Annotated in this window: 25 protein-coding genes and 1 rRNA gene; 9 read left to right on the top strand and 17 right to left on the bottom strand. The window is 71.2% G+C overall.

Going from position 1 to position 24343, the window contains the following annotated elements; genetic code table 11:
* The first annotated feature begins 2 nt into the window (after window positions 1–2).
* Window positions 3–119: ribosomal RNA gene (gene rrf, locus SYYSPA8_RS36335) — 5S ribosomal RNA — on the top strand.
* A 165-nt stretch (window positions 120–284) separates the two neighbouring features.
* Here rrf and SYYSPA8_RS36330 read toward each other — a convergent pair.
* From SYYSPA8_RS36330 to SYYSPA8_RS36305, 6 genes are all read right to left on the bottom strand, one after another.
* Window positions 285–1838, bottom strand: coding sequence for a type IV secretory system conjugative DNA transfer family protein (locus tag SYYSPA8_RS36330; RefSeq protein ID WP_323451738.1), 1554 nt, complete (start codon window positions 1836–1838; stop codon window positions 285–287).
* A 1-nt stretch (window position 1839) separates the two neighbouring features.
* On the bottom strand, window positions 1840–3273 hold the full coding sequence (locus SYYSPA8_RS36325; protein WP_323451737.1) for an ATP-binding protein: 1434 nt from the start codon (window positions 3271–3273) through the stop codon (window positions 1840–1842).
* A 14-nt stretch (window positions 3274–3287) separates the two neighbouring features.
* Window positions 3288–4850: an SCO6880 family protein gene (locus SYYSPA8_RS36320; protein ID WP_323451736.1), complete on the bottom strand. Its 1563-nt coding sequence runs from the start codon at window positions 4848–4850 to the stop codon at window positions 3288–3290.
* Window positions 4847–6202 carry a hypothetical protein gene (locus tag SYYSPA8_RS36315; RefSeq protein WP_323451735.1) on the bottom strand — a complete coding sequence of 452 codons (1356 nt, stop codon included), beginning with the start codon at window positions 6200–6202 and terminating at the stop codon, window positions 4847–4849. The genes SYYSPA8_RS36320 and SYYSPA8_RS36315 overlap by 4 nt, the downstream gene beginning before the upstream one ends.
* Window positions 6192–7064, bottom strand: coding sequence for a hypothetical protein (locus tag SYYSPA8_RS36310; protein WP_323451734.1), 873 nt, complete (start codon window positions 7062–7064; stop codon window positions 6192–6194). Before SYYSPA8_RS36310 ends, SYYSPA8_RS36315 begins: the two co-directional genes overlap by 11 nt.
* Before the next feature lie 234 nt (window positions 7065–7298).
* Window positions 7299–7607 (bottom strand): hypothetical protein, encoded by a 309-nt coding sequence (locus SYYSPA8_RS36305; protein ID WP_323451744.1) that lies wholly within the window; start codon window positions 7605–7607, stop codon window positions 7299–7301.
* Between the two features lie 450 nt (window positions 7608–8057).
* Here SYYSPA8_RS36305 and SYYSPA8_RS36300 point away from each other — a divergent pair, with 450 nt between their 5' ends.
* The 3 genes from SYYSPA8_RS36300 (at window position 8058) to SYYSPA8_RS36290 (ending at window position 11033) form a co-directional block, all read left to right on the top strand.
* Complete coding sequence (locus SYYSPA8_RS36300; protein ID WP_323451733.1) at window positions 8058–8888, top strand: SAM-dependent methyltransferase; 831 nt, start codon at window positions 8058–8060, stop codon at window positions 8886–8888.
* Window positions 8889–8995: 107 nt separating this feature from the next.
* Window positions 8996–9973, top strand: coding sequence for a C40 family peptidase (locus SYYSPA8_RS36295; protein ID WP_407706164.1), 978 nt, complete (start codon window positions 8996–8998; stop codon window positions 9971–9973).
* A gap of 286 nt (window positions 9974–10259) precedes the next feature.
* The gene (locus SYYSPA8_RS36290) at window positions 10260–11033 is read left to right on the top strand and encodes a phosphatase PAP2 family protein (RefSeq protein ID WP_323451732.1); all 774 of its coding nucleotides are present in this window, start codon (window positions 10260–10262) and stop codon (window positions 11031–11033) included.
* Window positions 11034–11114: 81 nt separating this feature from the next.
* On the opposite strand, the gene SYYSPA8_RS36285 is transcribed toward SYYSPA8_RS36290, so the two are convergent.
* Together SYYSPA8_RS36285 and SYYSPA8_RS36280 are read right to left on the bottom strand one after the other, a co-directional pair.
* Window positions 11115–11369 carry a hypothetical protein gene (locus SYYSPA8_RS36285; RefSeq protein WP_323451731.1) on the bottom strand — a complete coding sequence of 85 codons (255 nt, stop codon included), beginning with the start codon at window positions 11367–11369 and terminating at the stop codon, window positions 11115–11117.
* Window positions 11370–11736: 367 nt separating this feature from the next.
* Window positions 11737–11922 carry a hypothetical protein gene (locus SYYSPA8_RS36280; protein ID WP_323451730.1) on the bottom strand — a complete coding sequence of 62 codons (186 nt, stop codon included), beginning with the start codon at window positions 11920–11922 and terminating at the stop codon, window positions 11737–11739.
* Between the two features lie 140 nt (window positions 11923–12062).
* On the opposite strand from SYYSPA8_RS36280, the gene SYYSPA8_RS36275 reads away from it, so the two are divergent.
* Window positions 12063–12992: a hypothetical protein gene (locus tag SYYSPA8_RS36275; protein ID WP_323451729.1), complete on the top strand. Its 930-nt coding sequence runs from the start codon at window positions 12063–12065 to the stop codon at window positions 12990–12992.
* A 75-nt stretch (window positions 12993–13067) separates the two neighbouring features.
* Complete coding sequence (locus tag SYYSPA8_RS36270; RefSeq protein ID WP_323451728.1) at window positions 13068–13259, top strand: hypothetical protein; 192 nt, start codon at window positions 13068–13070, stop codon at window positions 13257–13259.
* A gap of 78 nt (window positions 13260–13337) precedes the next feature.
* On the opposite strand, the gene SYYSPA8_RS36265 is transcribed toward SYYSPA8_RS36270, so the two are convergent.
* On the bottom strand, window positions 13338–13709 hold the full coding sequence (locus SYYSPA8_RS36265) for a metal-sensitive transcriptional regulator (protein WP_323451727.1): 372 nt from the start codon (window positions 13707–13709) through the stop codon (window positions 13338–13340).
* Window positions 13710–13960: 251 nt separating this feature from the next.
* Here SYYSPA8_RS36265 and SYYSPA8_RS36260 point away from each other — a divergent pair, with 251 nt between their 5' ends.
* Both SYYSPA8_RS36260 and SYYSPA8_RS36255 read left to right on the top strand, forming a co-directional pair.
* Window positions 13961–14581 (top strand): DUF47 domain-containing protein, encoded by a 621-nt coding sequence (locus SYYSPA8_RS36260; RefSeq protein ID WP_323451726.1) that lies wholly within the window; start codon window positions 13961–13963, stop codon window positions 14579–14581.
* A 5-nt stretch (window positions 14582–14586) separates the two neighbouring features.
* On the top strand, window positions 14587–15585 hold the full coding sequence (locus tag SYYSPA8_RS36255; protein WP_323451725.1) for an inorganic phosphate transporter: 999 nt from the start codon (window positions 14587–14589) through the stop codon (window positions 15583–15585).
* 226 nt (window positions 15586–15811) lie between these two features.
* Here SYYSPA8_RS36255 and pstB read toward each other — a convergent pair whose 3' ends face one another.
* The 5 genes from pstB to SYYSPA8_RS36230 form a co-directional block, all read right to left on the bottom strand.
* Window positions 15812–16588 (bottom strand): phosphate ABC transporter ATP-binding protein PstB, encoded by a 777-nt coding sequence (pstB, locus tag SYYSPA8_RS36250; protein ID WP_323451724.1) that lies wholly within the window; start codon window positions 16586–16588, stop codon window positions 15812–15814.
* Between the two features lie 29 nt (window positions 16589–16617).
* Window positions 16618–17694 (bottom strand): phosphate ABC transporter permease PstA, encoded by a 1077-nt coding sequence (gene pstA, locus SYYSPA8_RS36245; protein WP_323451723.1) that lies wholly within the window; start codon window positions 17692–17694, stop codon window positions 16618–16620.
* The gene (pstC, locus tag SYYSPA8_RS36240) at window positions 17691–18695 is read right to left on the bottom strand and encodes a phosphate ABC transporter permease subunit PstC (RefSeq protein ID WP_323451722.1); all 1005 of its coding nucleotides are present in this window, start codon (window positions 18693–18695) and stop codon (window positions 17691–17693) included. Before pstC ends, pstA begins: the two co-directional genes overlap by 4 nt.
* Window positions 18696–18802: 107 nt before the next feature.
* Window positions 18803–19933, bottom strand: a complete 1131-nt coding sequence (gene pstS, locus SYYSPA8_RS36235; protein WP_323451742.1) for a phosphate ABC transporter substrate-binding protein PstS — start codon at window positions 19931–19933, stop codon at window positions 18803–18805.
* A 597-nt stretch (window positions 19934–20530) separates the two neighbouring features.
* Window positions 20531–20947, bottom strand: a complete 417-nt coding sequence (locus tag SYYSPA8_RS36230; RefSeq protein ID WP_407706163.1) for an NUDIX hydrolase — start codon at window positions 20945–20947, stop codon at window positions 20531–20533.
* Window positions 20948–20982: 35 nt separating this feature from the next.
* Between SYYSPA8_RS36230 and SYYSPA8_RS36225 the strand changes: the two genes are divergently transcribed.
* Complete coding sequence (locus SYYSPA8_RS36225; protein WP_323451721.1) at window positions 20983–21414, top strand: NUDIX hydrolase; 432 nt, start codon at window positions 20983–20985, stop codon at window positions 21412–21414.
* A 285-nt stretch (window positions 21415–21699) separates the two neighbouring features.
* Here SYYSPA8_RS36225 and SYYSPA8_RS36220 read toward each other — a convergent pair whose 3' ends face one another.
* The 3 genes from SYYSPA8_RS36220 to SYYSPA8_RS36210 all read right to left on the bottom strand — a co-directional run bounded on the left by SYYSPA8_RS36220 (window position 21700) and on the right by SYYSPA8_RS36210 (window position 23671).
* Complete coding sequence (locus SYYSPA8_RS36220) at window positions 21700–22818, bottom strand: methyltransferase domain-containing protein (RefSeq protein ID WP_407706162.1); 1119 nt, start codon at window positions 22816–22818, stop codon at window positions 21700–21702.
* A gap of 314 nt (window positions 22819–23132) precedes the next feature.
* Window positions 23133–23390 carry a hypothetical protein gene (locus SYYSPA8_RS36215; protein ID WP_323451719.1) on the bottom strand — a complete coding sequence of 86 codons (258 nt, stop codon included), beginning with the start codon at window positions 23388–23390 and terminating at the stop codon, window positions 23133–23135.
* 86 nt (window positions 23391–23476) lie between these two features.
* Entirely contained in the window at window positions 23477–23671 is a 195-nt protein-coding gene (locus tag SYYSPA8_RS36210) for a hypothetical protein (protein ID WP_323451718.1), read from the bottom strand.
* Window positions 23672–24343: the final 672 nt, after the last annotated feature.

Genomic DNA, 24343 nt, shown 5'->3' with positions numbered 1-24343 from the left:
GTTTCGGTGGTTTTAGCGTTAGGGAAACGCCCGGTTACATTCCGAACCCGGAAGCTAAGCCTTTCAGCGCCGATGGTACTGCAGGGGGGACCCTGTGGGAGAGTAGGACGCCGCCGAACAAATTTTGAGAGAGGCCCCGCACTGTTTGGTGCGGGGCCTCTCTGCTTTGTATATATGGGCCCCGGTTTCCCGGGACTGCCTTCCTTGCATGGAGGGTGGTGTCGGGGAGCCGGGGCCTTTTTCATGCCCACCCACAGGCCCACCCCTCGTCTGCCGGCCTGTCGTCAGCCGGGCAGGGGATCGGTCCAGCGGGCCCGGGCCTGTTCGGGGGAGCGGAGGAGGGCCAGGGCGGGCAGGCCGTACTCATGGCCGGACGCGAGCAGTTCGGGAAGGTGGGGGAACGGCGCGACCGCTGCCACATCGTCCAGGACGAGGGTCAGTGGTGGGTCGAGCCGGCCGGCGGATGACCGTGCGGCCATGCGGCGGCCGTGCTCGACCACGTCTGCTGCCAGTGCCGTGAGCAGTGGCATCGCTCCGGGGCGGGATCGGGGGTCCTCCAGGGACTCTCCCACCAGATAAAGGGTTCCCCCTTCGTCCGCAAATGATTCCAAGGTGAGCGCATCAGTTCGGTTCGGTGTGCACGCTTGGCGGATATGCACCGATGACAGGGCCGAGAGCGCGCGGGCCACGAGCTGCTGGGCGATCTCCCGGCGCTCGGGGTGGGCGGTCAGCGCGGCCTCCAGGAGGCCGGCGAGGCCGGCCGTGGCCCTGGGGTGCGTCCGCAGGATCCGTACGGCCTCCTGGGCTCCGCCGCCCTGGGCCCAGCGGAGAACCTGCCTGAACGGGCGGCCGTCGACGGCCGCCGCGTGCAGCCAGCAGCGCAGCAGGGCCTCGGCGTTGTCGGCCATCGCGGCGTCCAGGAGGGCGCGTGGGCGGACGGGGGCGAGGAGCGCGGTGGCCCGGGTGGCGGCGGTGTCGGCGTTCTCGCAGTGGGCCGTGGGGGACCAGCGCATACGGGCGGGGGTGTCGCAGAGATGGCCGGGATCGTAGACCAGGACGGGGCCCAGCTTGGCCCGCGCGTCCTTGGTGTCCGCCCAGACGCCGGGGTCGGAGGTGATGACGAGCGCGGGGCCCTCGGCGTCCAGGACGGCCCGTACGGCGGCGGGCCGGCGGACGGCCGGGCCCCCGTAGAACAGACCCCGGTCGCGGGGCGGCGGTACGGCACCAGGCGACGGCACAGCGACAGGAGGGGCCGGGACGACCGGCGGTGGTGGGGTCGGTGCCGGGGCCGTCGCCGGTGCGGGCCGTTCGGTCGGGGGGATCCGCACGGCGTCCGGGATGGTGTCGGGCGCGGGTCCGGGCGCGGGTCGTGGCGGGGGTGTCTTCAGCAGCGGGTCGCCGACCGGCGCAGGGGCTGCGGGAGCTGCGGGAGCCTGCTCCGGGCGGTGGTCGGGGCGCTTGTTCCCCCGTACCGCCTTCCAGCGGGCCAGTGTGCCCACCGCGAAGACGCCCAGTACGCCCAGCACCATCAGCTCGCCGATGGCGAGCCCCCAGAAGAGCCCGTACCCCGACAACTCGCCCGCGGGGGTGCCGGGCCAGGCGGCCGGCAGGTCCTGGGGGGCGGTGATCAGGGAGCGGATGGCCGGCGGGGTGTCCATGAAGGCGACCCCGGCGGGCCAGGACCCGTGGGCGAACAGGGCGGCGAGGCCGGTCGCGGTCCAGACGACGAACAGGACGCAGACGCTCAGCGCGAGCACGCCCAGCAGCAGGCCGTCAGGGACGCCCCCGGTTCCGTTCCGGCCGGGGCGGTGCTGCCGATGGTCGTGCCGGTCGTGCATCTCAGGCGACCGTGGACTCGGAGGACGCGGGGTCGGCGGGCCCGTACCGGTGGCGTTCCATCAGGGCGGCCCGCTGTTCGGTCTCCCACTCGGCGGCCTGCAACTCCTCCGGCAGCAGCGGTTCGTCGGGGGTGGAAGACTCGGTCATGGCGCGGTCGGTGAAGACCAGCGGCCGTTCCGCTTCGGTGATGAGGTGTTTGACGACCTGGACATTGCCGTTGACGTCCCAGACGGCGATGCCGGGGGTCAGCGTCGGGATGATCTCCACGGCCCAGCGGGGCAGCCCGAGGACCCGTCCGGTGGCCCTGGCCTCGTCGGCCTTCTGGGCGTAGATGGTCCGCGTGGACGCCATCTTCAGGATCGCGGCGGCTTCCTTGGCGGCGGCGCCGTCGACCACGTCGGAGAGGTGGTGGACGACCGCGACGAAGGAGAGGCCGAGCCGGCGGCCGAACTTCAGCAGCCGCTGGAAGAGCTGGGCGACGAAGGGGGAGTTGATGATGTGCCAGGCCTCTTCGACCAGGAAGATGCGCTTCTTCCGGTCGGGGCGGATCCAGGTGTGCTCCAGCCAGACGCCGACGATCGCCATCAGGATCGGCATGGCGATCGAGTTGCGGTCGATGTGGGAGAGGTCGAAGACGATCAGGGGGGCGTCGAGGTCGATGCCGACGGAGGTGGGGCCGTCGAACATGCCCCGCAGGTCGCCGTCGACCAGGCGGTCGAGGACGAGGGCGACATCGAGGCCCCAGGCCCGGACATCGTCTATGTCGACGTTCATGGCCTCCGCGGACTCGGCCTCGGGGTGGCGGAGCTGTTCCACGATGTCGGTGAGGACGGGCTGCCGGTTGGTGGTGGTCTCGTTCACATAGGCGTGCGCGACCTTGAGGGCGAAGCCGGCGCGTTCGTCCAGGCCGTGGCCCATGGCGACCTCGATGATCGTGCGGAGCAGCGCGAGCTGGCCCGTGGAGGTGATCGAGGGGTCCAGGGGATTGAGCCGGATGCCGCCGTCGAGCGCGGTCATCGGGTCGAGCCGGATGGGGGTGATCCCCAGCTGCTGGGCGACCAGGTTCCATTCGCCGACGCCGTCCTCGCCCTGGGCGTCGAGGACGACGACCTGGCGGTCGCGGAACCGCAGCTGGCGCAGGACGTAGGTCTTCTCCAGCGCGGACTTGCCGTTGCCGGACTCGCCGAGGACCAGCCAGTGCGGGGCCGGCAGCTGCTGACCGTAGAGCTGGAAAGGGTCGTAGATGTAGCCCTTGCCGCTGTAGACCTCACGGCCGATGATCACTCCGGAGTCGCCGAGGCCCGGGGCCGCGGTCGGCAGATAGACGGCCTGGGCCTGTCCGGTGGAGGTGCGGACGGGCAGCCGGGTCGTCTCCACCTTGCCGAGGACGAAGGAGGTGAACGCCTCGGTGACGACGGACAGCGGATCACGCATCAGGATCAGGGCCCCTAACGGCGGATGCCGGTCGCGAACGGCAGGGTGTTCACAAAGGCCCGGTGGTGCTCGCGGTCGCACCATTCCAGCTTGAGATACGACTTTCCGGCGGAGGCCCTGATCGTGCGCTTGTCCCGGGCCAGGGCCTCGGGGGAGCGCGACGACACCGTGATGTACCCGACGAGGTTGACCCCCGCGGCGCCGCTGGCGAGGTCTTCGCCGCGCTGGTCGAGGCGTCCGTGGGCGGCGATGTCGCGGGGGTCGACCGTGCGGTTCATCTTGGCGGCGCGGCTGGCGTCGGCGGCGTCGTTGGTCTTCTCGGTGAGCATTCGCTCGATGGCGACCTCGGTGGGCTCCAGATCCATGGTGACCGCGACCGTACGGATCACATCGGGGGTGTGGACGAGGAGCGGGGCGAGGAAGTTGACGCCGACGGGGGTCATCGGCCACTCCTTCACCCAGGCGGTGGCGTGGCACCAGGGCGCGCGGGTGGAGGACTCGCGGGTCTTGGCCTGGAGGTAGGTGGGCTCCATGGCGTCCAGCTCGGCGGGCCAGGCGTTGCGCTTGGTCATCGCCTGGATGTGGTCGATGGGGTGGTCCGGGTCGTACATGGAGTGCACCAGGGACGCCAGCCGGCTCTGGCCGAGGGGCTGGCGGACGCGGATGTCGGCCTCGGCGAGGCGGGCGCAGATGTCGGTCAGCTCGCGGGCCATGACGACGGCGAGCCCGGCGTCCTTGTCGAGGCGGCGGAACCGGCCGCCGGCGGAGGAGGTGCGGGCGGCGCGGGCCATGGCCTGGGCCTCGGCGGCCAGCTCGCGGGTGTAGTGCATACAGGCGACGAGATAGGCCCGGTGCTGCTCGCTGGAGGTGGAGACCATGGACTGGAGCTGGTCGTAGGAGTCGCGCAGCCACTCGGGGGAGTGGGCGTCGCCGCGCTGGGCGACGTCCTTGGCGTGGGCGTCGGGGTCGGCGGGCAGGGTGCGGGCGAGCATCTGGAGCCGGGTCACGAAGCCGTCGCCGTTGGCGACGTGCTTGAGGAGGGTGCCGAAGCGGTCGACGAGGGCTTCCTGGTCCTCGCTGTCGCGCAGGCCGACGCCGGGGCCCTCGATCTCGATGGCGGCGGTGACGGTGCGGCGGTCGGCGTGCAGGAGGACGGCGATCTCGTCGGGGCCGAAGGGGGCGGAGAGCCAGTTGATGCGGCCGATGCCGGGCGGTGGGCCGATCTCGATCTCGCGGCCGTCGAGCCGGGTGCCGGCCTCGGCGGCGCCGGAGCGGTAGGCGGCGTTGGCGCGGACGGTGCGCTTGAAGCTGCGGTTGATCTCGAACCACTTGTAGAAGGTGCGGCCCTTGTAGGGGACGTACACGGCGGCGAGGCCGAGCATGGGGAAGCCCGTCAGCAGCACGATCCGCAGGGTGAGCACGGGGACCAGCAGTCCGCTCATCATGCCGAGGAACGCGCCGACGACGATCAGGGCGATCTCGCCGGTCTCACGGTTCTTGCCGATGATCGCGTTCGGTCGGGCCCGGCCGATGAGATAGGTCCGGCGGGGCATGAGGGGATGGGACTGGGTCGTCAACGCCCTCCTCCTCCTGTGCTGTTGCGGTTGCTGTGCGGGGTGCCGGAGGTGGGTCCGGCGGTACGGGGCGGGGGCGCGGCGGGGGCGGGTGCGCTGCCGCCGCCGCTGTCACCGGCGCGGCTGCTGTGGGCGGCGACGCCGCCGCTGACGGGGTTGGCCGGGCGGGGGGCGGTGGAGCCGCTGCCTCCGCTCTCGCCCCCGCCGGGGTTGCCGCGGGCGCTGTGGGTCTTGATGCCCTGGGAGACGAGGGCGGCGGGGGAGCTGATGACGGCCGCGGCCCGGTTCTCGACGCCGCCCTGGATGCGGTTGTTGCGGGAGGCGACGATCTCGTCGCCGAAGCCGGGGACGAAGCGGTAGATCATCGCGGAGGCGACGATGGCCAGGATGATGATCGCGAGGCCGGAGACGATGGAGGATATGGCGTCGTTGTCGGCGGAGTTGGTGAGGGCGCCGGCGAGGCCGAGGACGATGGCGATGACCGGTTTGACCAGAATGATCGCGATCATGATGCCGGCCCAGCGGCGGACGTTGCCCCACATGTTCTTGTCGACGAGCCCGGAGTAGACGACGACGCCGAGGAGGGCGCCGACGTAGAGCACGATCGCGCGGATGAACAGTTCGAGGTAGAGGACGCCGGCCGCGACGATCGTGACGAGCGAGACCACGATCTGCATGATCGGCCCGCCGCCGATGCCGTTGCCCTGCTTGAGGGCGGCGGAGAAGTCGCCGAAGAACTGGTCGGTCTGTGCGTCGGTGCCGCCGGTGATGACCTCGGTGACGCCGTCGGTCGCGGAGACCAGCGTGTAGAGGATCAGCGGGGTGAAGGCGGAGGCCAGCACGGTCAGCCAGAGGAAGCCGATGGCCTCGGAGACGGCGGTGGTGAAGGGGACGCCGCGGATGGCGCGCTTGGCGACCGCGAGCAGCCACAGCAGGAGGGTGAGGACGGTGGTGGCGGCGAAGACGACGGCGTACTGGGAGAGGAAGGTGGGGTTGGTGAAGTCGACGGTGGCGGTTGATTTCACGGCCTTGGAGAGGGTGTCGACGGTCCAGGACGCGGCGTCGGTGCAGGCGCGGCCGAGGGCGCCGAGGGGGTCGGCGGCGTCGGTGGGGTTGAGGCCGTTGCTGCGGCTGGTCCCGCCGCCGTCGCCGCAGTACTCGCGGGCGGGGCCCTCGACCAGCTCGCAGCGGTCGTTGCCGCTCGGGCTGGGGCTGGGGCTCGCGCCCGGTGTGGTGCCGGGGGACGGGGTGGGCGTCGGGGCCGCCACGGCCCGGGACGCCAGCAGCACCGCCGTCACCTGGAGGGAGGCGAGTGCGGCGGTGATCGAAAGGACGCGGCGTCGGCTACCGGGCATAGGTGTAACCGCCGAACTGCTGCACGGCATCGGCCATCTCCTTGGCGCCGGATGCGGTCTGGTCACGGCCGACCGGTACGGGGCCGTCCTTCTGGGTGTACTCGGTGACCTTCCAGTCCCCGCCGGTCCAGGTCAGCTGGAAGGTGTACGTGTACCAGCTCTGGGTGACGGGGGTCTTGGACGTCTCGCCGGCGAGGCCGAACAGCGCGGTGTGCCAGACGGAGACGGTCGCCGAGGTGTCGCTGAAGCGGTCGACCTTGGAGCCGAGCGGGGTGAAGCGGCTGACGAAGGTCAGACCGGGCGGGGCCGTGCCGTCCTCGCGCAGCCCGATGTCGGTGAGGAACTGCTCGGTGTAGACCTTGTCCAGGGCGCTGCGGCGGGCTTCGGCGACCGCCGGCGCGTACACAGTACTGACGACCCGTCGGCGCTGGTCCTGGTCGTACATGCGGTCGGAGCCGAGTGCCGCCGTGAAGTTGGCGGCGGCGCTCTGCGCGCCCTGTTCGTCGCGGGCGTAGCCGGTCGGGATGCCCTCGGTCTCGCCCCGCACGGGCTTGACGCCGGTGGCCGCTGTCGCGGCGGCAGCGCCCGGGCGGGGTTTCGCGGTGTCGGAGGGGTCGTCGCCGGTGTCGTCGCCCCGGTTCACGAACGCGATGGCGGCGACGAGCAGGACGACGACCGCCACCACCGCGATCATGGAGCGGGAGCTGCGCGGAGGGCGGCGTCCTGGGTGGTTGTCGGGGTCGGCGGAGTTGGGCAGCCGGGTACGGGTCTGGCCCGTGCCGCCGAAGCCGTCGGGTCCGAGGCCGTCGTGTCCGCGGCCGCCCGCGTCGCCGCGGTATCCGTGCTCGTCACCGAGGCTCATCTCGGGTCTTTCCCCTCGCTCGGCCGGGGCGGAAGCCCTCCCCCGGCCAGGTGCGGTCCCGTGCCGGATGACACGGAGTCATACGACGACGGTAGCCGCGACGCTCGCCGCGCGGGCGCGGTGTGGTGACTCGACATCGGGGAGACGCAACCTCTGGGGGTGGGCCGGGCACACGGCGGGGGAGGAACGGTCGGGGGGAAGGAGGCGGAGGGGGTGGAGAGGGGTGAGGTGCGGTCAGACGGCCATCCCGTACACGATGGTGAAGAGCGTGCCCAGGGATCCGATGATGAACACCCCGGTCAGTCCGGCGACGATCAGGCCCTTGCCCTGTTCGGCGCTGAAGGTGTCGCGCAGTGCGGTCGCGCCGATGCGCTGCTTCGCCGCGCCCCAGATCGCGATGCCGAGGCAGATCAGGATGGCCACGGCCATCACGACCTCGATCATGATCCGGGCTTCGTTGCCCAGGTCGCCGAAAGGCCCCCAATCCGGGGCGATTCCGCCAATGATGGTATTGATGTCGCCCTCTTCGGCTGCCAGCATCATCTGTAACTCACCGCCCTTGTCGGGTTGTTCGCCGCCCGCGCCCCTCGGCATGGGCCATATCTCTCTATCTTCGCTGATGAAACCGCCCGCGTATGCCGACTTGGCGGGTCTCTTTACCCGATCTCCGCACGTATGACCGAACGCGCTGCCCTGACCTGCGGAGAAGTGGGGTCGATCAGTTGCGGGGGGCTCATTCGTCACTCTGTGTATCACGGGGTGTGACTACGGGCAATAACTGTTGTTGTCCCGCCTTTGGGGTGCTCCTCACGTTTCGGGCGCGCTGTGCCCCTGTTGGTGGAGGGTGCGCCCGTTCTGTCCCGGGGTCTTGGGGGTTCTCGGGGCGCCCGCGCCCGGTGGTCCGGGGTGGTCGGTGCCAGTGGGAGGGCGGGGCCGGGCGGGAGGCCGCGGAGTTTTCCCCAACCCCTGTCGCACGGTGCGTAGTTGGATACCGTGATCCGTGTGACTGGTTACGAGGACTTACGGGGCAGGATCGACAGCACCCGCCCGCACACCGCCCGCATCTGGAACTACTGGCTCGGCGGGAAGGACAACTACCCCGTCGACCGCGAGGCGGGGGACCAGATCAGGGCGATCCATCCCGGCATCGGCGCCTACGCCCTCGCCGACCGGCTCTTCCTCGGGCGGGCCGTGCACCATCTCGTCGCCGAGGCCGGCGTGCGGCAGTTCCTCGACGTCGGGACCGGGCTGCCCAGCGCGGACAACACCCACGAGGTCGCCCAGCGGACCGCGCCCGAGGCCCGCGTGGTGTACGTGGACAACGACCCGCTGGTCCTCACCCACGCGCGGGCGCTCCTCGCCAGCACCCCTGAGGGGCGCACCGACTATCTCGACGCCGATCTGCGCGACGTCGACACCATCCTGGAGCGCGCCGCCGGGACCCTGGACCTCTCGCGGCCCGTCGCCCTCATGCTGCTCGGCGTGGTGATCTTCGTCGAGGACCACGAGGAGTCGTACGGCATCGTGCGCCGGCTGATGGACGCGCTGCCCGCCGGCAGCCATCTGGTGCTCTCCCACACGATCACCAGCCCCGCGATGCCGGAGGTGGACGCGGCGGTCGCGTTCTGGAACGAGCACGGCACACCGCGGCTGACCCAGCGCACGCCCGAGCAGGTCGAGCGGTACTTCGACGGGCTGGAGCTGCTGGCGCCCGGGGTGGTCTCCTGCTCCCGCTGGCGCCCGGGGGCCCCGGACGGCGAGGAGCCCGAGGAGCCGGAGGAGGTCGCGATGTTCTGCGGGGTGGCCCGGAAGGCACCCTCCTGACCGGGGGCCTCCCCGACCTACACTGGCGCGGGACGTAACGACTCCCCGGGTGGGAAAGGCGGTTGACGGTGCGTAGGGCGTGGCTGGTCGCGGGTGTGTCCATCGGTATGGCCCTGGCGTTCGTCGCGCTGCTCGTCGTCGGTACCTTCACCGCCGCCGCCGGCCTCTTCGGCACCACCGACGGGCGCAACGGGTCCGTCGGGCTCGCCCAGGGGGCCGTGCCCGCGCGCTACCAGTCGCTGGTGCAGCGGTGGGGCAATCTCTGCCCGGCGATCAACCCCGCGCTGCTCGCCGCCCAGCTCTACCAGGAGAGCGGCTGGAACCCCCGGGCGCAGAGCCCCGCCGCCGCGCAGGGCATCGCCCAGTTCATCCCCGGCACCTGGGCCGTGCACGGGGTCGACGGGGACAACGACGGGGACCGTGATGTGTGGGATCCGGCCGACGCGATCCCGTCGGCCGCGTCCTACGACTGCGCGCTGGCCGGATATGTGAAGAAGGCCCCCGGCGATCCGACGAGCAACATGCTCGCCGCGTACAACGCGGGCCCGTACGCGGTCATCCGGTACGGCGGGGTCCCCCCGTACCGGGAGACGCAGAACTATGTCCGGATCATCCGCACCCTGGAGAAGAGTTTCGCCCGGCCCGTGGGGCGGGTGGAGCCCTCGCGGCAGGCGGCGGGCGCGATCAACTTCGCCCAGCGGCAGCTCGGCAAGCCGTATCTGTGGGGCGGCACCGGGACCGCCGCGCAGGACGGCCGTTTCGACTGCTCCGGGCTGAGCCAGGCCGCGTACCGCGAGGTCGGCATCGAGCTGCCCCGGGTCGCCAACGACCAGTACAACGCGGGGCCGCATCCGGCGCGCGACGAACTGCTCCCCGGGGACCTGGTCTTCTTCTCGGACGACCTCACCAATTCGCGGGCGATCCGGCATGTCGGCATCTATGTCGGCGGCGGATATATGATCAACGCTCCCCGCACCGGGGCCGTGATCCGCTTCGACAAGATCGACACCCCGGACTACTTCGGGGCCACCCGGGTCACCGAGGAAGGCGCGAAAGCGCTGCCCACCCCGCCTCCGGAGGTCTGACGGAGCACCGGCCCGCGGCCGGAGCACCCCGCCCGGCCAGGGCCCTGGAGCCGTCCGGCGTATCTCTCTTCGATAACGTCATGGTGATCGTTCCGTGGAGAGTGGAACGTCTGGGGGAGGAGAGCCGTTCCCTGGACGGAGCAGCCGTGCCGGCGAAGCGGCCGTCGCGGAGAGCGGCGGAGACGGTACGCCTCCAGGAGCGCGGACCGTGCCGGGTGGACCAGGCGCGGGGGCGCGGACGGACACAGCAGTTGTCAGGGCGAACAGAGGCAAGGGGCCGGAGCAGATGGCTGGACTCGCAAGGGGGGCTCCCCCCGCGGAGCCGGGGACAGGGCTGACGCTCGCTGAGGCGGGCGGGGGATCGGGCCCCGATCTCACCCTGCTCTACGAGATCAACGGCCTCTCCAAGGCCGCCCCGCCGTGGTTCGACAAGATCATGGGCTTTGTCGGCGAGTACGGGATCATGCTCGGGCTCGCCGTCGTCGGGCTCTGGGCCTGGTGGAGCGTCCGGCGCAGCGCCACCGTGGACGACGCCGTCGCCTCCGTCGCCGGACTGGCGTGGGCGCCGCTGGCGGCCGCGGCCGCCGTGGTGGTGAACATACCCATCCGGGGCTTCGTGGAGCGGCCGAGACCCTTCGTCGACCATCCCAAGGAGCTGGAGGTCCTGGTCGAGGGGAAGACCGACTTCTCCTTCGTCAGCGACCACTCCACGATGGCCATGGCGCTCGCCGTCGGCATCTTCCTCGTCCACCGCAGGCTCGGCTTCGCCGCCCTCGGGCTCGCCTTCGCCGAGGGCTTCCTCCGTATCTACATGGGCGTGCACTACCCGACCGACGTCATCGGCGGCTTCGCGCTGGGCACGGCGGTGACCCTGCTGCTGGCCCCGCTGGCGCTGGCGCTGCTGACGCCGCTGGTGTCGGCGATCGCCGGGTCGAAGCTGGGGGTGCTGGTCGTGGCGAAGCAGCCGCGCGGCGGCCGGGGCGCGGAGCGGCGCGGTGGCTACGGGGTTCCCGGGCCGCGCAACGAGGACGGCGGCGGCGAGCGGGGACTCGCGGCTTAGGGGCTGTCCGGCAGGACACGTGGCGACGGGCCGTGGGGGCGAACCCCACGGCCCGTCGGCGTACCCGGGGCGGTGGGGTGCTCAGCGGCGGTGGCGATTGCGGCGCTGGTGGCGGCGGAGTATCACGGCGGTACTGGCGGCGGCCAGGGCTCCCGTGCCGAGGACCGACAGCGAACTCTCGATCGGGCCCTCCGGTTTCGCCGGGCCCGCCACGGGGTGCGGGTCGGCCGGGGCGGCGAGGGCCGTGGCGGTGGGCAGGGCGAGCGCGACGGTGAGCGCGGCGGTCGCGGTGACGGCGGCGAGCCGGCCGCCGCCGGCTATGGAACGGTGCGTCATGGCGGTGCTTCCTCGGGGTCGGACGGATCGTTTCCCCCAGCGCACCGCCGCCGCGCCCCGGCGGCCATCCGGACGCCCCCGTACGGGTCATCCAGGCCCCCGCCGGGCCGGTTAGGGGGTGTCTGACGGATCTTGCTGGGGCTCGCGTGCCCTGGCACCGCGCCTCGCCGCGTTGTCGTCGGTCGCCGCTGGCCCCCTGGGCCTGGCGGCCCGGGTGGGGGTGCCACCGGCGGAGCCAGGGGGAGTACCCCCACCGCAGGGACTCCATCCTCCGCCTTGCGATCCGTCCCCTCGGCCCTGGCGGGCCTGGGGAGACCCCATGCACCAGACCCCGCTCCCTGACTCAGCCTGATCCGTCAGACACCCCCTAGCCCTCGATCGGCGCGGCTTCGGGGAGCGTGTGCGTACGGGCGTCCGTGCGGGCCCGTTCCCGGGAGCGGCGGGCCGGGCCGGACCAGCCGCAGGAGCAGCGGGCCAGGGCGAAGGCGCCGCGTTCGGTGGTGACCGTGACATGTGCGGCCGGAGCCGGGCCCGGTCCTGGTGGCGAGAGCACCCCACCACGGTAGCGGGACGGACCCGCCGGGCGGCAGCCGCGTGACGGGGCGCCCGGGATCTCGTTAGGCGGGGCGGGCGGAGCCTCCCGCGAGCGGGAGCCGTACGCGGCAGTGGTCCGGTGTTGGGGGTTGGCAGACGATGGTGGTGCGAGGGCACAGGCCGACAGCCGCGGCGGTCGCCGCCGTGGCCGTCCTCGTCGTGATGGCGGCCGGGGGCTGCGCCGGCGGGGACGGGAACGGCGGCGGGAGCGGCGGCGGCCCCCTGGCGGCCGCCCCCGGCGACGGCGGCCACGGCGACCCCACCGGGACCGCCGCCGCCCGCAGCCGCCCCGACGGGCCCGGGTCCCCGCCCGGCCGCCCCCCGACGGCCCTGGCCGAGGTCCGGGGCGCCGCCGACACCCTGATCGCGCTGGGCAGCGCCCGTACCCGGACCGCCATGGAGACCGCCGCGGGCGGCACCCGGGTCACCATCCGGGGCGAGGGCGGCTACGACTTCCGGCGCCGCATGGGCCGGCTCACCCTCGTACTCCCCGAGGGCCCGGCCGGTACGGACGTCCGCAGCCCCGTCACCGAGCTGCTGACCCCCGGCGCCCTCTATATGAAGAACCGGGGCGCCGGGGTGCCCGCCGACAAGTGGGTCCGCGTCGACACCACGGCGCTCCCGGACGGCAATCTCGTCACCGGGGGTGCCACGGACCCGCTCGCCGCCGCCGAGCTGCTGCGCGGCGCCGGGGACCTGGTCCGGGCCGGGGAGGAACGGTTCGCGGGCATCCGGGTGCGCCACTACCGGGGCACCGCCGACATCGGGCGGGCGGCACGGGAGGCCCGGGAGTACGCGCGGGACGCGCTGAGCGCCGCGGCGAAAGGGTTCACCACGGACACGGTCCCGTTCGACGTCTATCTGGACGAGGAGGGCCGGCTGCGCGGGGTGCGGCACCGTTTCACCTTCGCCCACCGGGGCGGCACCTCGGTCGTCGTCTCGACCACGGTCTTCCACGGCTTCGGGACCCCGGTGCCGGTCCGCCTCCCCGACCGGCGGGACATGTACACGGGAAGGATCAGGGGCTAAATGGTCCGGACGTGCCATGCGCGGCCCGTTCATCACTCCCTACGCTAGGAAGCCGGTACCGGCAGGAAGAGGTGAATGCACGTGGCTCCGCCCAGTACGACATTGGTCCAGGACCACGTGGCACTCGCCGAGATCGAGCTGTGCGGCGATCTGATCATCGCGGCCTCGGACGCGGACGGGGAGCGGCTCAGCTCCGCCCGGATCGACGAGGTGCTGAAGGTGGCGGCGGAGCCCCCGGCGCTGCGGGGCGCCTGCCGTACGGCCTGAGACCCCCCGGGACCGTACGCACGGTCCGCCCCCGTGCCGTCCGGGGAGCCGGGCCCGGACGGCGGGGGCTGTCGCCGCTCAGGTGCGCAGCAGCCGGGCGATCGCCTTCGTGGCCTCCTCGACCTTCGCGTCGATCTCGTCCCCGCCCTTGACGGCGGCGTCGGCGACACAGTGGCGCAGGTGCTCCTCCAGCAGCTGGAGCGCGAAGGACTGGAGGGCCTTCGTGGACGCGGAGACCTGGGTGAGTATGTCGATGCAGTAGACGTCCTCGTCGACCATCCGCTGAAGGCCCCGGATCTGCCCCTCGATCCGCCGCAGCCGCTTGAGGTGCTCGTCCTTCTGGTGGTGGTAGCCGTGGTGCCCGTGGTCGTGGCCCTGCCCGGTGACCGGGCCGTCCGCCGCGGCGGTGGTGTCCGTGACCGGCGCGCCGGCTGCCTCGGTGGTCGTCATCGGTTTCCTCCCGTTGTCCTGCTGTCGTCCTGCGGTGTGTGTCCGAAAATGGTCTGCCCAAACGCCGGGGGTGCATACCCCTCATGGGTATATGGTACCGAACCCCGTGCGACGGGGTCGGCAGATGCCGTCGGGGGCCCCTGCTCATCGGGGCATTCGATGGGCGACACTGAGGAACACCGGTTGGCCGTGGCCGGATGAATGCGCCTAGCATCAGCGTGTCCGAACCCTGAGCATCCTGAGGACCCCACGTGCGATTTCGTCTGACCCCCCGGGAGACGAGCTTCTACGACATGTTCGCCGCGTCCGCGGACAACATCGTCACGGGCTCCAAGCTCCTGATGGAGCTGCTCGGGGCCGAACCGTCCGCACGTGCCGAGATTGCGGAGCGCATGCGGGCGGCGGAGCACGCGGGCGACGACGCCACCCATGCCATCTTCCACCAGCTGAACTCCTCGTTCATCACTCCGTTCGACCGCGAGGACATCTACGCCCTCGCCTCCTCCCTCGACGACATCATGGACTTCATGGAGGAGGCCGTCGACCTGGTCGTCCTGTACCAGGTCGAGGAGCTGCCCAAGGGCGTCGAGCAGCAGATCGAGGTGCTGGCACGGGCGGCGGCGCTGACGGCGGAGGCCATGCCGCATCTGCGCACCATGGACAATCTCACCGAGTACTGGATCGAGGTCAACCGCCTGGAGAACCAGGCCGACCAGATCCACCGCAAGCTCCTCGCCACCCTCTTCAACGGCAAGTACGACGCCATCGAGGTGCTCAAGCTCAAGCAGATCGTGGATGTGCTGGAGGAGGCCGCCGACGCCTTTGAGCATGTGGCCAACACGGTGGAGACCATCGCGGTCAAGGAGTCCTGAACCACGTGGACACGTTCGCCCTGATCGTGACCATCGGTGTCGCGCTCGGTTTCACCTACACCAATGGCTTCCACGACTCGGCCAACGCGATCGCCACCTCGGTCTCCACCCGGGCGCTGACCCCGCGGGCCGCGCTGGTGATGGCCGCCGTGATGAACCTCGGCGGGGCTTTCCTCGGGCAGGGGGTGGCCGAGACGGTCAGCGAGGGGATCATCGCCACCCCCGAGGGCAGCAAGGGGATGGGCATCCTCTTCGCCGCGCTCACCGGCGCGATCGTCTGGAACCTGATCACCTGGTACTTCGGCCTGCCCTCGTCCTCCTCGCACGCGCTCTTCGGCGGCATGGTGGGCGCGGCCCTGGCCGGCGGCACGGAGGTGATCTGGTCCGGGATCCTGGAGAAGATCGTCATCCCGATGTTCGTGTCGCCCGTCGTCGGCCTGGTGGTCGGCTATCTGGTGATGGTCGCGATCCTGTGGATCTTCCGGAACGCCAATCCGCACAAGGCGAGGCGCGGCTTCCGGATGGCCCAGACGGTCTCGGCGGCGGCGATGGCGCTCGGCCACGGCCTCCAGGACGCGCAGAAGACCATGGGCATCGTGGTGATGGCCCTGGTGATCGCGGATGTGCAGCAGAGCGGGGACGAGATCCCGGTCTGGGTGAAGGTCGCCTGTGCGGTGATGCTCTCCCTGGGGACGTACGCGGGCGGCTGGCGGATCATGCGGACCCTCGGGCGCAAGATCATCGAGCTGGATCCCCCGCAGGGGTTCGCGGCGGAGACCACCGGCGCCTCGATCATGTTCGGGTCGGCGTTCCTCTTCCACGCGCCGATCTCCACCACCCATGTGATCACCTCGGCGATCATGGGCGCGGGCGCGACCAAGCGGGTCAACGCGGTCCGCTGGGGGGTCGCGAAGAACATCGTCCTGGGCTGGTTCATCACGATGCCGGCGGCGGCGATGGTCGCGGCGCTGAGCTATGGCGTGATCTGGCTCGTCTTCGGCTGACCGGGACCAATCCCCGTCCGCCCTTCTCTCCCGACCTCGTCTGAGACGGTCCCGGGGCGCTCCCTGGAGCTGTTCCTGCTCCGGACGGCAAACCTCAGCCCCCTGCCCAAAAAAAGGGGGCCCGCCCCCAGGGAGAGGGGCGGGCCCTGCGCCTCGCGGTGGCACCGCCATGCAGCACCGCCAGGACGTGGGTCGGCCGGGGTGTTGTGCCCCGGCCGGGGGTCGGTCAGCCGAAGCGGCCCGAGATGTAGTCCTCGGTGGCCTGCACGGACGGGTTCGCGAAGATCCGCTCGGTGTCGTCGATCTCGATCAGCTTCCCCGGCTGGCCGACGGCGGCCAGGTTGAAGAAGGCGGTGCGGTCCGAGACGCGCGCGGCCTGCTGCATGTTGTGGGTGACGATGACGATCGTGAAGCGTTCCTTCAGCTCGCCGATCAGGTCCTCGATGGCCAGTGTGGAGATCGGGTCCAGGGCCGAGCAGGGTTCGTCCATGAGCAGGACCTCGGGCTCGACCGCGATGGCGCGGGCGATGCACAGCCGCTGCTGCTGACCGCCGGAGAGCCCGGAGCCGGGCTTGTTCAGCCGGTCCTTGACCTCGTTCCAGAGGTTGGCGCCGCGCAGGGACTTCTCGACGACATCGCTGAGCTGGTTCTTCTTGTACGAGCCGTTCAGCCGCAGCCCGGCCGCCACATTGTCGAAGATCGACATGGTGGGGAAGGGGTTGGGGCGCTGGAAGACCATGCCGACCGTGCGGCGGACCGCGACCGGGTCGACCTGCGGCCCGTACAGGTTCTCGTCGTCCAGGAGGACCTTGCCCTCGACGCGGCCGCCGGGGGTGACCTCGTGCATCCGGTTCAGGGTGCGCAGGAAGGTGGACTTGCCGCAGCCGGAGGGGCCGATGAAGGCCGTCACCGAGCGGGGTTCCACGGTCATCGAGATGTCCTCGATGGCCTTGTGGGAGCCGTAGTAGGCGGTCAGTCCGCTGACGTCGATTCGCTTGGCCATGTTCTTAGATCACTTCCAGAGGGCCGCGGTCAGCGGCCGGTCTTCGGGGCCTTCCAGCGGGCGATGCCGCGGGCCACCAGGTTGAGGAGCATGACGAAGACGATCAGGACCAGGGCGGCGGCCCAGGCGCGGTCGTACGACGCCTCGCTGCCGACCCGGTACTGCTCCCAGATGTAGAAGGGGAGCGACGACTGCGCGCCTTCGAAGGGGTTGGTGTTGATCAGCTGGCTGCCGAAGACGAGCAGCATGATCGGTGCCGTCTCGCCGGCGATGCGCGCGATCGCGAGCATCACACCGGTGGTGATGCCTCCCAGTGCGGTCGGAATGACCACTTTGAGGATGGTGCGCCACTTGGGCACGCCGAGGGCGAGCGCGGCCTCGCGCAGCTCGTTCGGCACCAGCTTGAGCATCTCCTCGGTGGAGCGGACCACGACCGGGATCATCAGGATCGCCAGGGCGAGGGCGCCCATCAGCCCGGAGGGCTGGAGCTGGAACATCAGCATGATCGACAGGACGAAGAGGCCCGCGACGATCGACGGGATGCCCGTCATGACGTCGACGAAGAAGGTGACGGCGCGGGCGAGCGCGCCCTTGCCGTACTCGACCAGGTAGACCGCGGTGAGCAGGCCGATCGGGACCGAGATGGCGGTGGCGAGGCCGACCTGCTCCAGGGTGCCGACGATGGCGTGGTAGACGCCGCCGCCCGCCTCGAAGCCGGGGACGCCGGCCATGGAGTGGGTGAGGAAGTAGACGTCGAGGACCTTGATCCCGCGGCTCACGGTCACCCAGATCAGCGAGAGCAGCGGGATGACGGCGAGGATGAAGCAGACCCAGACGATGCTGGTCGCCAGCCGGTCCTTGGCCTGCCGCTTGTTCTCGACGATCGTGGTCACCACGTACGAGATGACGACAAAGAAGAGCGCGGAGACCAGGCCCCACTGGGTCTTGCTGTGCCAGCCGGCGAGGGCGCCCAGGCCGCAGCCGAGGGCGAGCGCGGCGGCGGCGAAGCCGGCGGGGGCCCAGCGGGGCAGCGAGCGGCCGGTCAGCCGGGAGGCCGGGGGCGGCGGAGTGGGGCTCGGCCGGTTCTGTACGGCGGTCTGGCTCATGCGTTGGCCCCCGAGTACTCCTTGCGGCGGGCGATGATGATCCGGGCCGCGCCATTGACCAGCAGGGTGAGGACGAAGAGGACGAGGCCGGAGGCGATGAGGGCGTCCCGGCCCAGCTCATTGGCCTCGTCGAACTTGGCCGCGATGTTCTGGGCGAAGGTGCCGCCGCCCGGGTCGAGCAGATGCAGCGAGATGACGAAGCTGGGGGAGAGGACGGTGGCGACGGCCATCGTCTCGCCGAGTGCGCGGCCGAGGCCCAGCATCGAGGCGGAGATGACTCCGGAGCGGCCGAAGGGGAGCACCGACATCCGGATGACTTCCCAGCGGGTGGCGCCCAGGGCCAGGGCGGCTTCCTCGTTCATCCTCGGGACCTGGAGGAAGACCTCGCGGCTGACGCTGGTGACGATCGGCAGGATCATGATCGCGAGCAGGATGCCCACGGTGAACAGCGACCGCGCGACGCCGACCTCGGTCTTGTCGAAGACGTACGTCCAGCCGAAGTAGGCGTCCAGCCAGAGGTTGAGGCCTTCGAGGTAGGGGACCAGGAAGAGCGCTCCCCAGATGCCGTAGATGATCGAGGGGACGGCCGCCAGCAGGTCGACCACGTACGCGAGGGGCGCGGCCAGCCGGCGCGGCGCGTAGTGGGAGATGAACAGCGCGATGCCGACCGCGATCGGCACGGCGATCACCATGGCGACGAGCGAGCTGACGACGGTGCCGAAGAGCAGGACGGCGATGCCGAAGACCGGCGGGTCGCCGGCCGGGTTCCAGTCGAAGGTGGTGAGGAAGTTGCCCTCGTCCTGGGAGATGGCGATGGACGCGCGGTACGCGAGGAACGCGGCGATCGACGCCATGATCACCAGCAGCAGGATCCCCGAGCCCCGGGAGAGCGCGAGGAAGACCTTGTCGCCCGCGCGGCCGGTGGAGGTGGTCTTCCGCTGCTCCGGGGCCTCATGGGTCCGCGTCGGAGGAGGTGAGTCTATGGGTGTGGTGGATGCCATGGTCTTTCCGGTCTGTGTGGGGGAGAGCGGCGGCCTCCCCTGGCGGCGGTGCACCGGAGGCGACGGGCGGGCGGGAGCCGGTGGGCCCCCGCCCGCCCGTCGCGTGCTTACTGCAGACCCGCGACGGTCTCGCGGACCTTGGCGTTGATCTCGGCGGGGATCGGGGCGTAGCCGTGCTGCGAGAGCACCTGCTGGCCCTCGGCGCTCGCCGTGTAGGTCAGGAAGGACTTGACCGTGGAGAGGGTGTCGGACTTGTTGCCGGTGTCGCAGACGACCTCGTAGGTGACGAGGACGATCGGGTAGGCGCCCTCGGCCTTGGTGGTGTAGTCCAGCTCCAGGGCCAGGTCCTTGCCGGTGCCCTTGACCTTGGCGGCGGCGATGGCCTTGGAGGCGTTCTCGGAGGTGGCGGCGACCGGGGCGGAGGCGCCGGTGGCGATGCTCACGGTCGGGATGGACTGCGAGGTGGCGTAGGACAGCTCGAAGTAGCCGATGGCGCCGTCGACCTGCTTGACCTGGGCGGCGACACCGGAGGAGCCGGACGCGGCCTGGCCGCCGGGGGCGGGCCACTTCTTCTCGGCCTCGTAGGGCCAGTCCTTCTCGGCGGTGGCGCCCAGGTACTTGCCCAGGTTCTGGGTGGTGCCGGAGTCCTCGGAGCGGTGGAACGCCTGGATCGGCTTGTCCGGGAGGTTCTTGCCCTCGTTGAGCTTGGCGATCGCCGGGTCGTTCCACTTCTTGATCTTGTCGTTGAAGATCTTGGCGATCGTGGGCGCGTCCAGGACCAGGCCGTCCACGCCGGAGAGGTTGTAGCCGATCGCGATCGGGCCGCCGACCATCGGCAGGTTGATGCCCTGGCCGGTCTTGCAGATCTTCTTCGACTCCTCGACCTCCTCGGGCTTGAGCGCCGAGTCGGAGCCGGCGAAGCCGACCGTGCCCTGGTTGAAGGCGACGATGCCCTCACCCGACGAGGACGACTTGTAGTTGATCTCCACGCCCGAACACGCGGCCATGTAGTTCTTGACCCACAGGTCCATGGCGTTCTTCTGGGCGCTGGAACCGGAGGCGAGCAGCTTGCCCTTGGCGCCCTCGCACGAGATGTTCGAGGCGGCGGCGGACTTCCCGTTGCCGGTGCCGGCGCCACCGGTGTTGTCGTCGGAGCCGCACGCCGTGAGGACCAGGGCGCCGGAGACGGCGAGGGCGCCGAGGGCGGTGGCGCGAAGCCCGTTCTTGCGCTGAAGCAGCTTCACTTTCCAGTGTTCCTTCCAGAAACCGCCGGGATGCCTGCCCCTGGCCGGGGTGTGCGCCGGCGGCGTGGGTCGGGGGTGGCGGCACCGGCCCGGTGCCGGTTACCGCATAAGGCCGAAATTAAGCAGATCAGGTGACGGGGCTCATGGGGGTGAGTGAACGGCAGGTGAACCGTGTCGGGCGGTCGGGTGCCCGCTCCGGACCGGGTCGAAAACGGGTTCGGTACGGCCTGTGACGGCTGGGGCGGGCCGCCGTGCCCCGGTCCCGAGTGGGGGGTGCGCCCCGGGAGGTCCGGCGCCGGGAGGGGTCGTACGGGCCCTGCGGGCGTGCGCGCCGGGGCCCCGGGTACGGCGGGCGCGTGGCACGGCGGGCGGGCCGGAGCGGCGCCGGCGCGTGCGGCGGGTCCGGCCGGTCTCAGCCGGTGCCGGATATGGGCGGGACCGGGCCCGGACGGTGACCGTCCGGGGCACGCCGGTCCCTGCGGCGGGGGTGACATACGCGCATGACCCGGGACCGTACACCGATCGGACGGGTACGTGGCGCCGCCCGCCCTGCCCCGCGTCCTCTTCGGCCATCGGCCCCGGCAGCCGCCGTCAGTGGGGGGCGGCCCCGGAGTCCGCCGGGCGCAGGGCGGCGAGGAAGGCGGTCACCAGCTCGCGGTCGCGCTGCTGGGTGAGCCGCCCGCGCGCCGCGCCCGGGGAGAGCCACACCACCCGGTCCACCTCGTCGTTGGGGGTGAACGGGGATGGGTCACCGCCACCGTCACCGCCACCGTCGCTGCCGCCACCGCCGGTGGCCTCCGCCGCCCAGTAGCGGACCTCCTTGGGGCGCCCCTCGACCGGATAGCGCACGGTGGGCAGCTCGGGCCCGAGCGCACAGTGGGCCCCGGTCTCCTCCAGCACCTCGCGCCGTGCCCCCGCGCGGGCGTCCTCACCGCGCTTCAGCTTCCCCTTGGGGTGCGACCAGTCCCTGTATGAACACCTATCACAGTGAAGAGACGCCCAGGTCAGAGCAGGACCGGCCCTCTACGGGGTACAGAGCAGGCATGACGGATGCACCGATCGTTCGTGCTGCGGGGTGCGCCCTCTGGCGGCGCGCGTCCTCCGGCCACGGCGTCGAGCTGGCCTTGGTTCATCGGCGGAAGTGGGATGACTGGTCCCTGCCCAAGGGGAAGCTGAAGCGGGGCGAGCCTGCCGAAGCGGGCGCGCTGCGGGAAGTCCTGGAAGAGACGGGGTACCGGTGCGCACTCGGTGCCCCGCTGTCCGAAGCCCACTACACCGACGCGCAGGGGCGGCCCAAGGAGGTTCGCTACTGGGCGGCCGAGGCGACGCACGGTGAATTCGTGCCGAACCGGGAAGTCGATGTCCTTCTGTGGCTCTCCCCCGAAGAGGCCAGGGAGCGCCTGTCGTATACCCGTGACAGGGAACTGGTGCGAGAACTCCTGTCGGTGCTCGACGTGCCGGGGGTGGACCGGTGACTGCCCCGGCAAGAACACAAGGATGGAATGGCCGCGCCACTGTCAGCCTGGACGACTGGATAGCCGCAGAGCTGGAGCGGGCGCCGGAGCCTTCTCCCGCACAGCGGAGAGCCCTTGAGCAGTTGTTCGGGTGGCCGGTAGACGACTCCCCGTTTGGGGGCGATGGCGGGGTCTGAGGTCTCCGCAATCGAGCAAGCCCAGTAGGGCACTGAGAAGCGGCCAGACAGTCACTCTGTCTGGCCGCTCTCGTGTTTCCGGCAGGGCCGCGACCGTGCGGCCCCTCCCTCAGACGGGCCAGGATTGGCCGGGGTCGTCCAGCCATGCGGCCTGTCCGTCCCTGGTGACCGTGAGGCCGAACCGTTCGTGTCCCGGCTTGCCCTCCGCTTCCCACCACTGGTAGGCGGCTTCCGCCTTGTCCCAGAGGCGGCGTGGTCCGGACTGCCAGACGCGCGCCTTGTCTCCGTCCCGGAACATCACGCACGCCCATGAGCGGTCGGTGAGTCCGTAGAGCCACACCGGCCGCGCGCCGTCCCGCTTCTCGGCGATCACGTGGTGGCAGTGCGGCATCCGAAGACTGACGGCGAACCGCTGGGGACTGAACCGCTCCCCCAGGAACGCGTCCTCCGTGAGACCGGTCGATGATGCGTCCCGGGTCTCCGGTCCGCCCGTCACGTAGTCGCTGTGGACGACGGGCGACAGCCGTTGCGCCCGGAGCTTCATGAACTCCACCGGTCCCGTGAAGGACCCTGACGCGCTCTCTCCGTCCCGTGCGACGGCGAGACGGGCGACGGTGTCCCCGTTGCCGTAGTGCGTTCCCCAGGGGGCGACGATCAGCCCACCCGGCCGGGTCTGCTCCACCCAGGCGAAGGGGATGTGACGCACCCCGGCGGTGACAATGATCCGGTCGTACGGAGCACCTTCGGGAAACCCCTCGTACCCGTCCCCGTGGACGACCCGCGCCGCCGTCCCGAACGTTTCCAGGGCGGCCCGTGCCCGTTCGGCGACGGCCCCGTCCACCTCGACGGTGACGACGTTGTCCGCGCCGGTCCGATGGGCGAGGAGAGCGGCGTTCCACCCGGTCCCGGTGCCGACCTCCAGCACCCGGTCACCCGGGCGTACGTCCAGGTCCCGGAGCATCCGGAACACCACGCTCGGCATCGACGCCGACGACGTGGAGACCTGCCCGGGTTCCCGGCCGGTGTGCCGCCCGTCGTCCCACTGGGTGACCACGGGAACATCCGCGTCCGCGTACCCGTACCAAGCGTCCGGATCGTCCGCCCGCGAGACGGCGGCACTCGTGCCCGCGTCCATGTCGAAGGGCCACATCAGGTCGGGGAGGAACGCCGACCGTGGCACGGCCTGGTAGACGGGTGCCCAGTCGGGGGAGAGGGCACCGGCTGACATGAGGACACGCCCCAGCTCTGTGCGGCTGGGGCGTTCCCGGTGTGCGCTGTCGGTCACGGGGTGGCTGCCTGCTTCGGCTTCGGGGGGTTGGGGACCCCGGGGCCACCGTCAGGGGTGGGCGGGGCGGGCGGTCCGGGCCACGGCTGGCCGGGCAGGCCGTCGCCCCCGTCCCCGCCGTCGTTGCTCGGAGCGGTGTGGACCATGTCCTTCTCCTCTGCTCGTCGCTGTCCCCCTCGGCCCGGACGGGCCCCAGGGGTTTCCCCGCCCCGCTGGACCCGCTGTACGCCTGTCTGCGGGGCGGGAAGCCTATGTGTCTACCACTTGCGCCGCCGGGGCCTGAGGCGCTTGTCGCCGGTCTGCTGTGCCCACGCCAGCGCTGCCACCTGAGCACGGGTCCGCCGGGGCACGCCCCAGGCGGCGAGACATCCCGCGAGCCATTCCGGATGCACGCCGTACTCGCGGGACAGCGTGGCCATGGACTCGTTGCCCTGGTACCGCTTGATCACGGTCTCCCTGTCCCTGAGGACGTTTCCCCGTGCGGTGACGGTCTCCGGTGACAGACGGCGTGGCAAGGGTCTTCTCCTTGTGAGTGGTGAGCCCGCCCCCGCTGTGACCACCGTGGGGCGCACGGCCGTAGGTCGGACAGCGGGGGCGGAGATCAGTGGGCGGCGCGTGCCGCCCGGGTCGCTTCGGACCGGTCCCGTACGGGGACCTCCCAGACTTCGAGCGTGGCGCGGAGCCACTTGTGCGAGACGCCGTACCGGGCTGCCAGAGTGCCGAGCGGCACCTTGGCGAGGTAGAGACGGGTCACGGTCTCCCGCGCCTTGTGCACGGCGTCCTGAGCCGCTTCCACTTCCTTGGCCGTCCGCCGGACTGTACGGCCGGCATCGGTTACACGGGGCTTCTTCAGGGCGGGTTCCCGGGCGGCGCTGCGCCCCGCGCTCTCGTGCGCTCTGGCCTCGTGCAGTTCCCGGAGACCCTGAGCGGCGAGCACGCCCTCGTAGTCACCTGCGGCGGCTCTCGCGCGGATTTCCGACCGCACCGCATGGCATGGGGTGCACTGCTCCGACGGCGGCCCTGGCCGTGGGGCGGAGAGTTCTTCGAGGGTGATGGTCATGGTGGTGTTCTCCGGTAGAGGGTGGCCCCGGCCGCGACCCATGGGGGTGCGGTCTGTGGCCGGGGCCGGTCCGCCCCCGCGCCGAACCTGGCCTGGCCGGGGGAGCCGTGGCGAACAGATATCCGGCAGGGGCGGAGTCTTCAGAGGCTGTTCCTCGCGAGCATCACCAGGAGCACGGCGACCGTCGTGTAGGCGGCGGCGTAGCCGAGTGCGACGGCGTAGGAACGGAGTCTGGTCATGTCATTCCTCAGCCTGTGCGGCGGTCATTGTCCGCCCGTACCCGCGCCCTCAGGGCGGTGAGTACGGGACTGTCGGGCGGGGACTCGGCAGGCTCCGGGACCCCCAGGATTTCCGCCGGCTGCGGGGGGCCACGGTCGGGACAGTCCTGGTTGGGGCACTGGCACGGAG

This window comes from Streptomyces yaizuensis (genome assembly GCF_034961445.1).
Taxonomy (GTDB): domain Bacteria; phylum Actinomycetota; class Actinomycetes; order Streptomycetales; family Streptomycetaceae; genus Streptomyces; species Streptomyces yaizuensis.
This window is presented reverse-complemented; position numbering and strand designations above follow the sequence as displayed.

Bases quoted from the DNA above. Each gene is read 5' to 3' on its own strand.
- pstC (WP_323451722.1), bottom strand. From the start codon at position 18,695: ATGGCATCCACCACACCCATAGACTCACCTCCTCCGACGCGGACCCAT.
- SYYSPA8_RS36325 (WP_323451737.1), bottom strand. From the start codon at position 3,273: ATGCGTGATCCGCTGTCCGTCGTCACCGAGGCGTTCACCTCCTTCGTC.
- SYYSPA8_RS36270 (WP_323451728.1), top strand. From the start codon at position 13,068: ATGCACGTGGCTCCGCCCAGTACGACATTGGTCCAGGACCACGTGGCA.
- SYYSPA8_RS36275 (WP_323451729.1), top strand. From the start codon at position 12,063: ATGGTGGTGCGAGGGCACAGGCCGACAGCCGCGGCGGTCGCCGCCGTG.
- SYYSPA8_RS36295 (WP_407706164.1), top strand. From the start codon at position 8,996: ATGGCCCTGGCGTTCGTCGCGCTGCTCGTCGTCGGTACCTTCACCGCC.
- SYYSPA8_RS36305 (WP_323451744.1), bottom strand. From the start codon at position 7,607: ATGATGCTGGCAGCCGAAGAGGGCGACATCAATACCATCATTGGCGGA.
- SYYSPA8_RS36265 (WP_323451727.1), bottom strand. From the start codon at position 13,709: ATGACGACCACCGAGGCAGCCGGCGCGCCGGTCACGGACACCACCGCC.
- SYYSPA8_RS36220 (WP_407706162.1), bottom strand. From the start codon at position 22,818: ATGTCAGCCGGTGCCCTCTCCCCCGACTGGGCACCCGTCTACCAGGCC.
- pstA (WP_323451723.1), bottom strand. From the start codon at position 17,694: ATGAGCCAGACCGCCGTACAGAACCGGCCGAGCCCCACTCCGCCGCCC.
- pstB (WP_323451724.1), bottom strand. From the start codon at position 16,588: ATGGCCAAGCGAATCGACGTCAGCGGACTGACCGCCTACTACGGCTCC.
- SYYSPA8_RS36330 (WP_323451738.1), bottom strand. From the start codon at position 1,838: ATGCACGACCGGCACGACCATCGGCAGCACCGCCCCGGCCGGAACGGA.
- SYYSPA8_RS36310 (WP_323451734.1), bottom strand. From the start codon at position 7,064: ATGAGCCTCGGTGACGAGCACGGATACCGCGGCGACGCGGGCGGCCGC.
- SYYSPA8_RS36285 (WP_323451731.1), bottom strand. From the start codon at position 11,369: ATGACGCACCGTTCCATAGCCGGCGGCGGCCGGCTCGCCGCCGTCACC.
- SYYSPA8_RS36225 (WP_323451721.1), top strand. From the start codon at position 20,983: ATGACGGATGCACCGATCGTTCGTGCTGCGGGGTGCGCCCTCTGGCGG.
- SYYSPA8_RS36290 (WP_323451732.1), top strand. From the start codon at position 10,260: ATGGCTGGACTCGCAAGGGGGGCTCCCCCCGCGGAGCCGGGGACAGGG.
- SYYSPA8_RS36315 (WP_323451735.1), bottom strand. From the start codon at position 6,202: ATGCCCGGTAGCCGACGCCGCGTCCTTTCGATCACCGCCGCACTCGCC.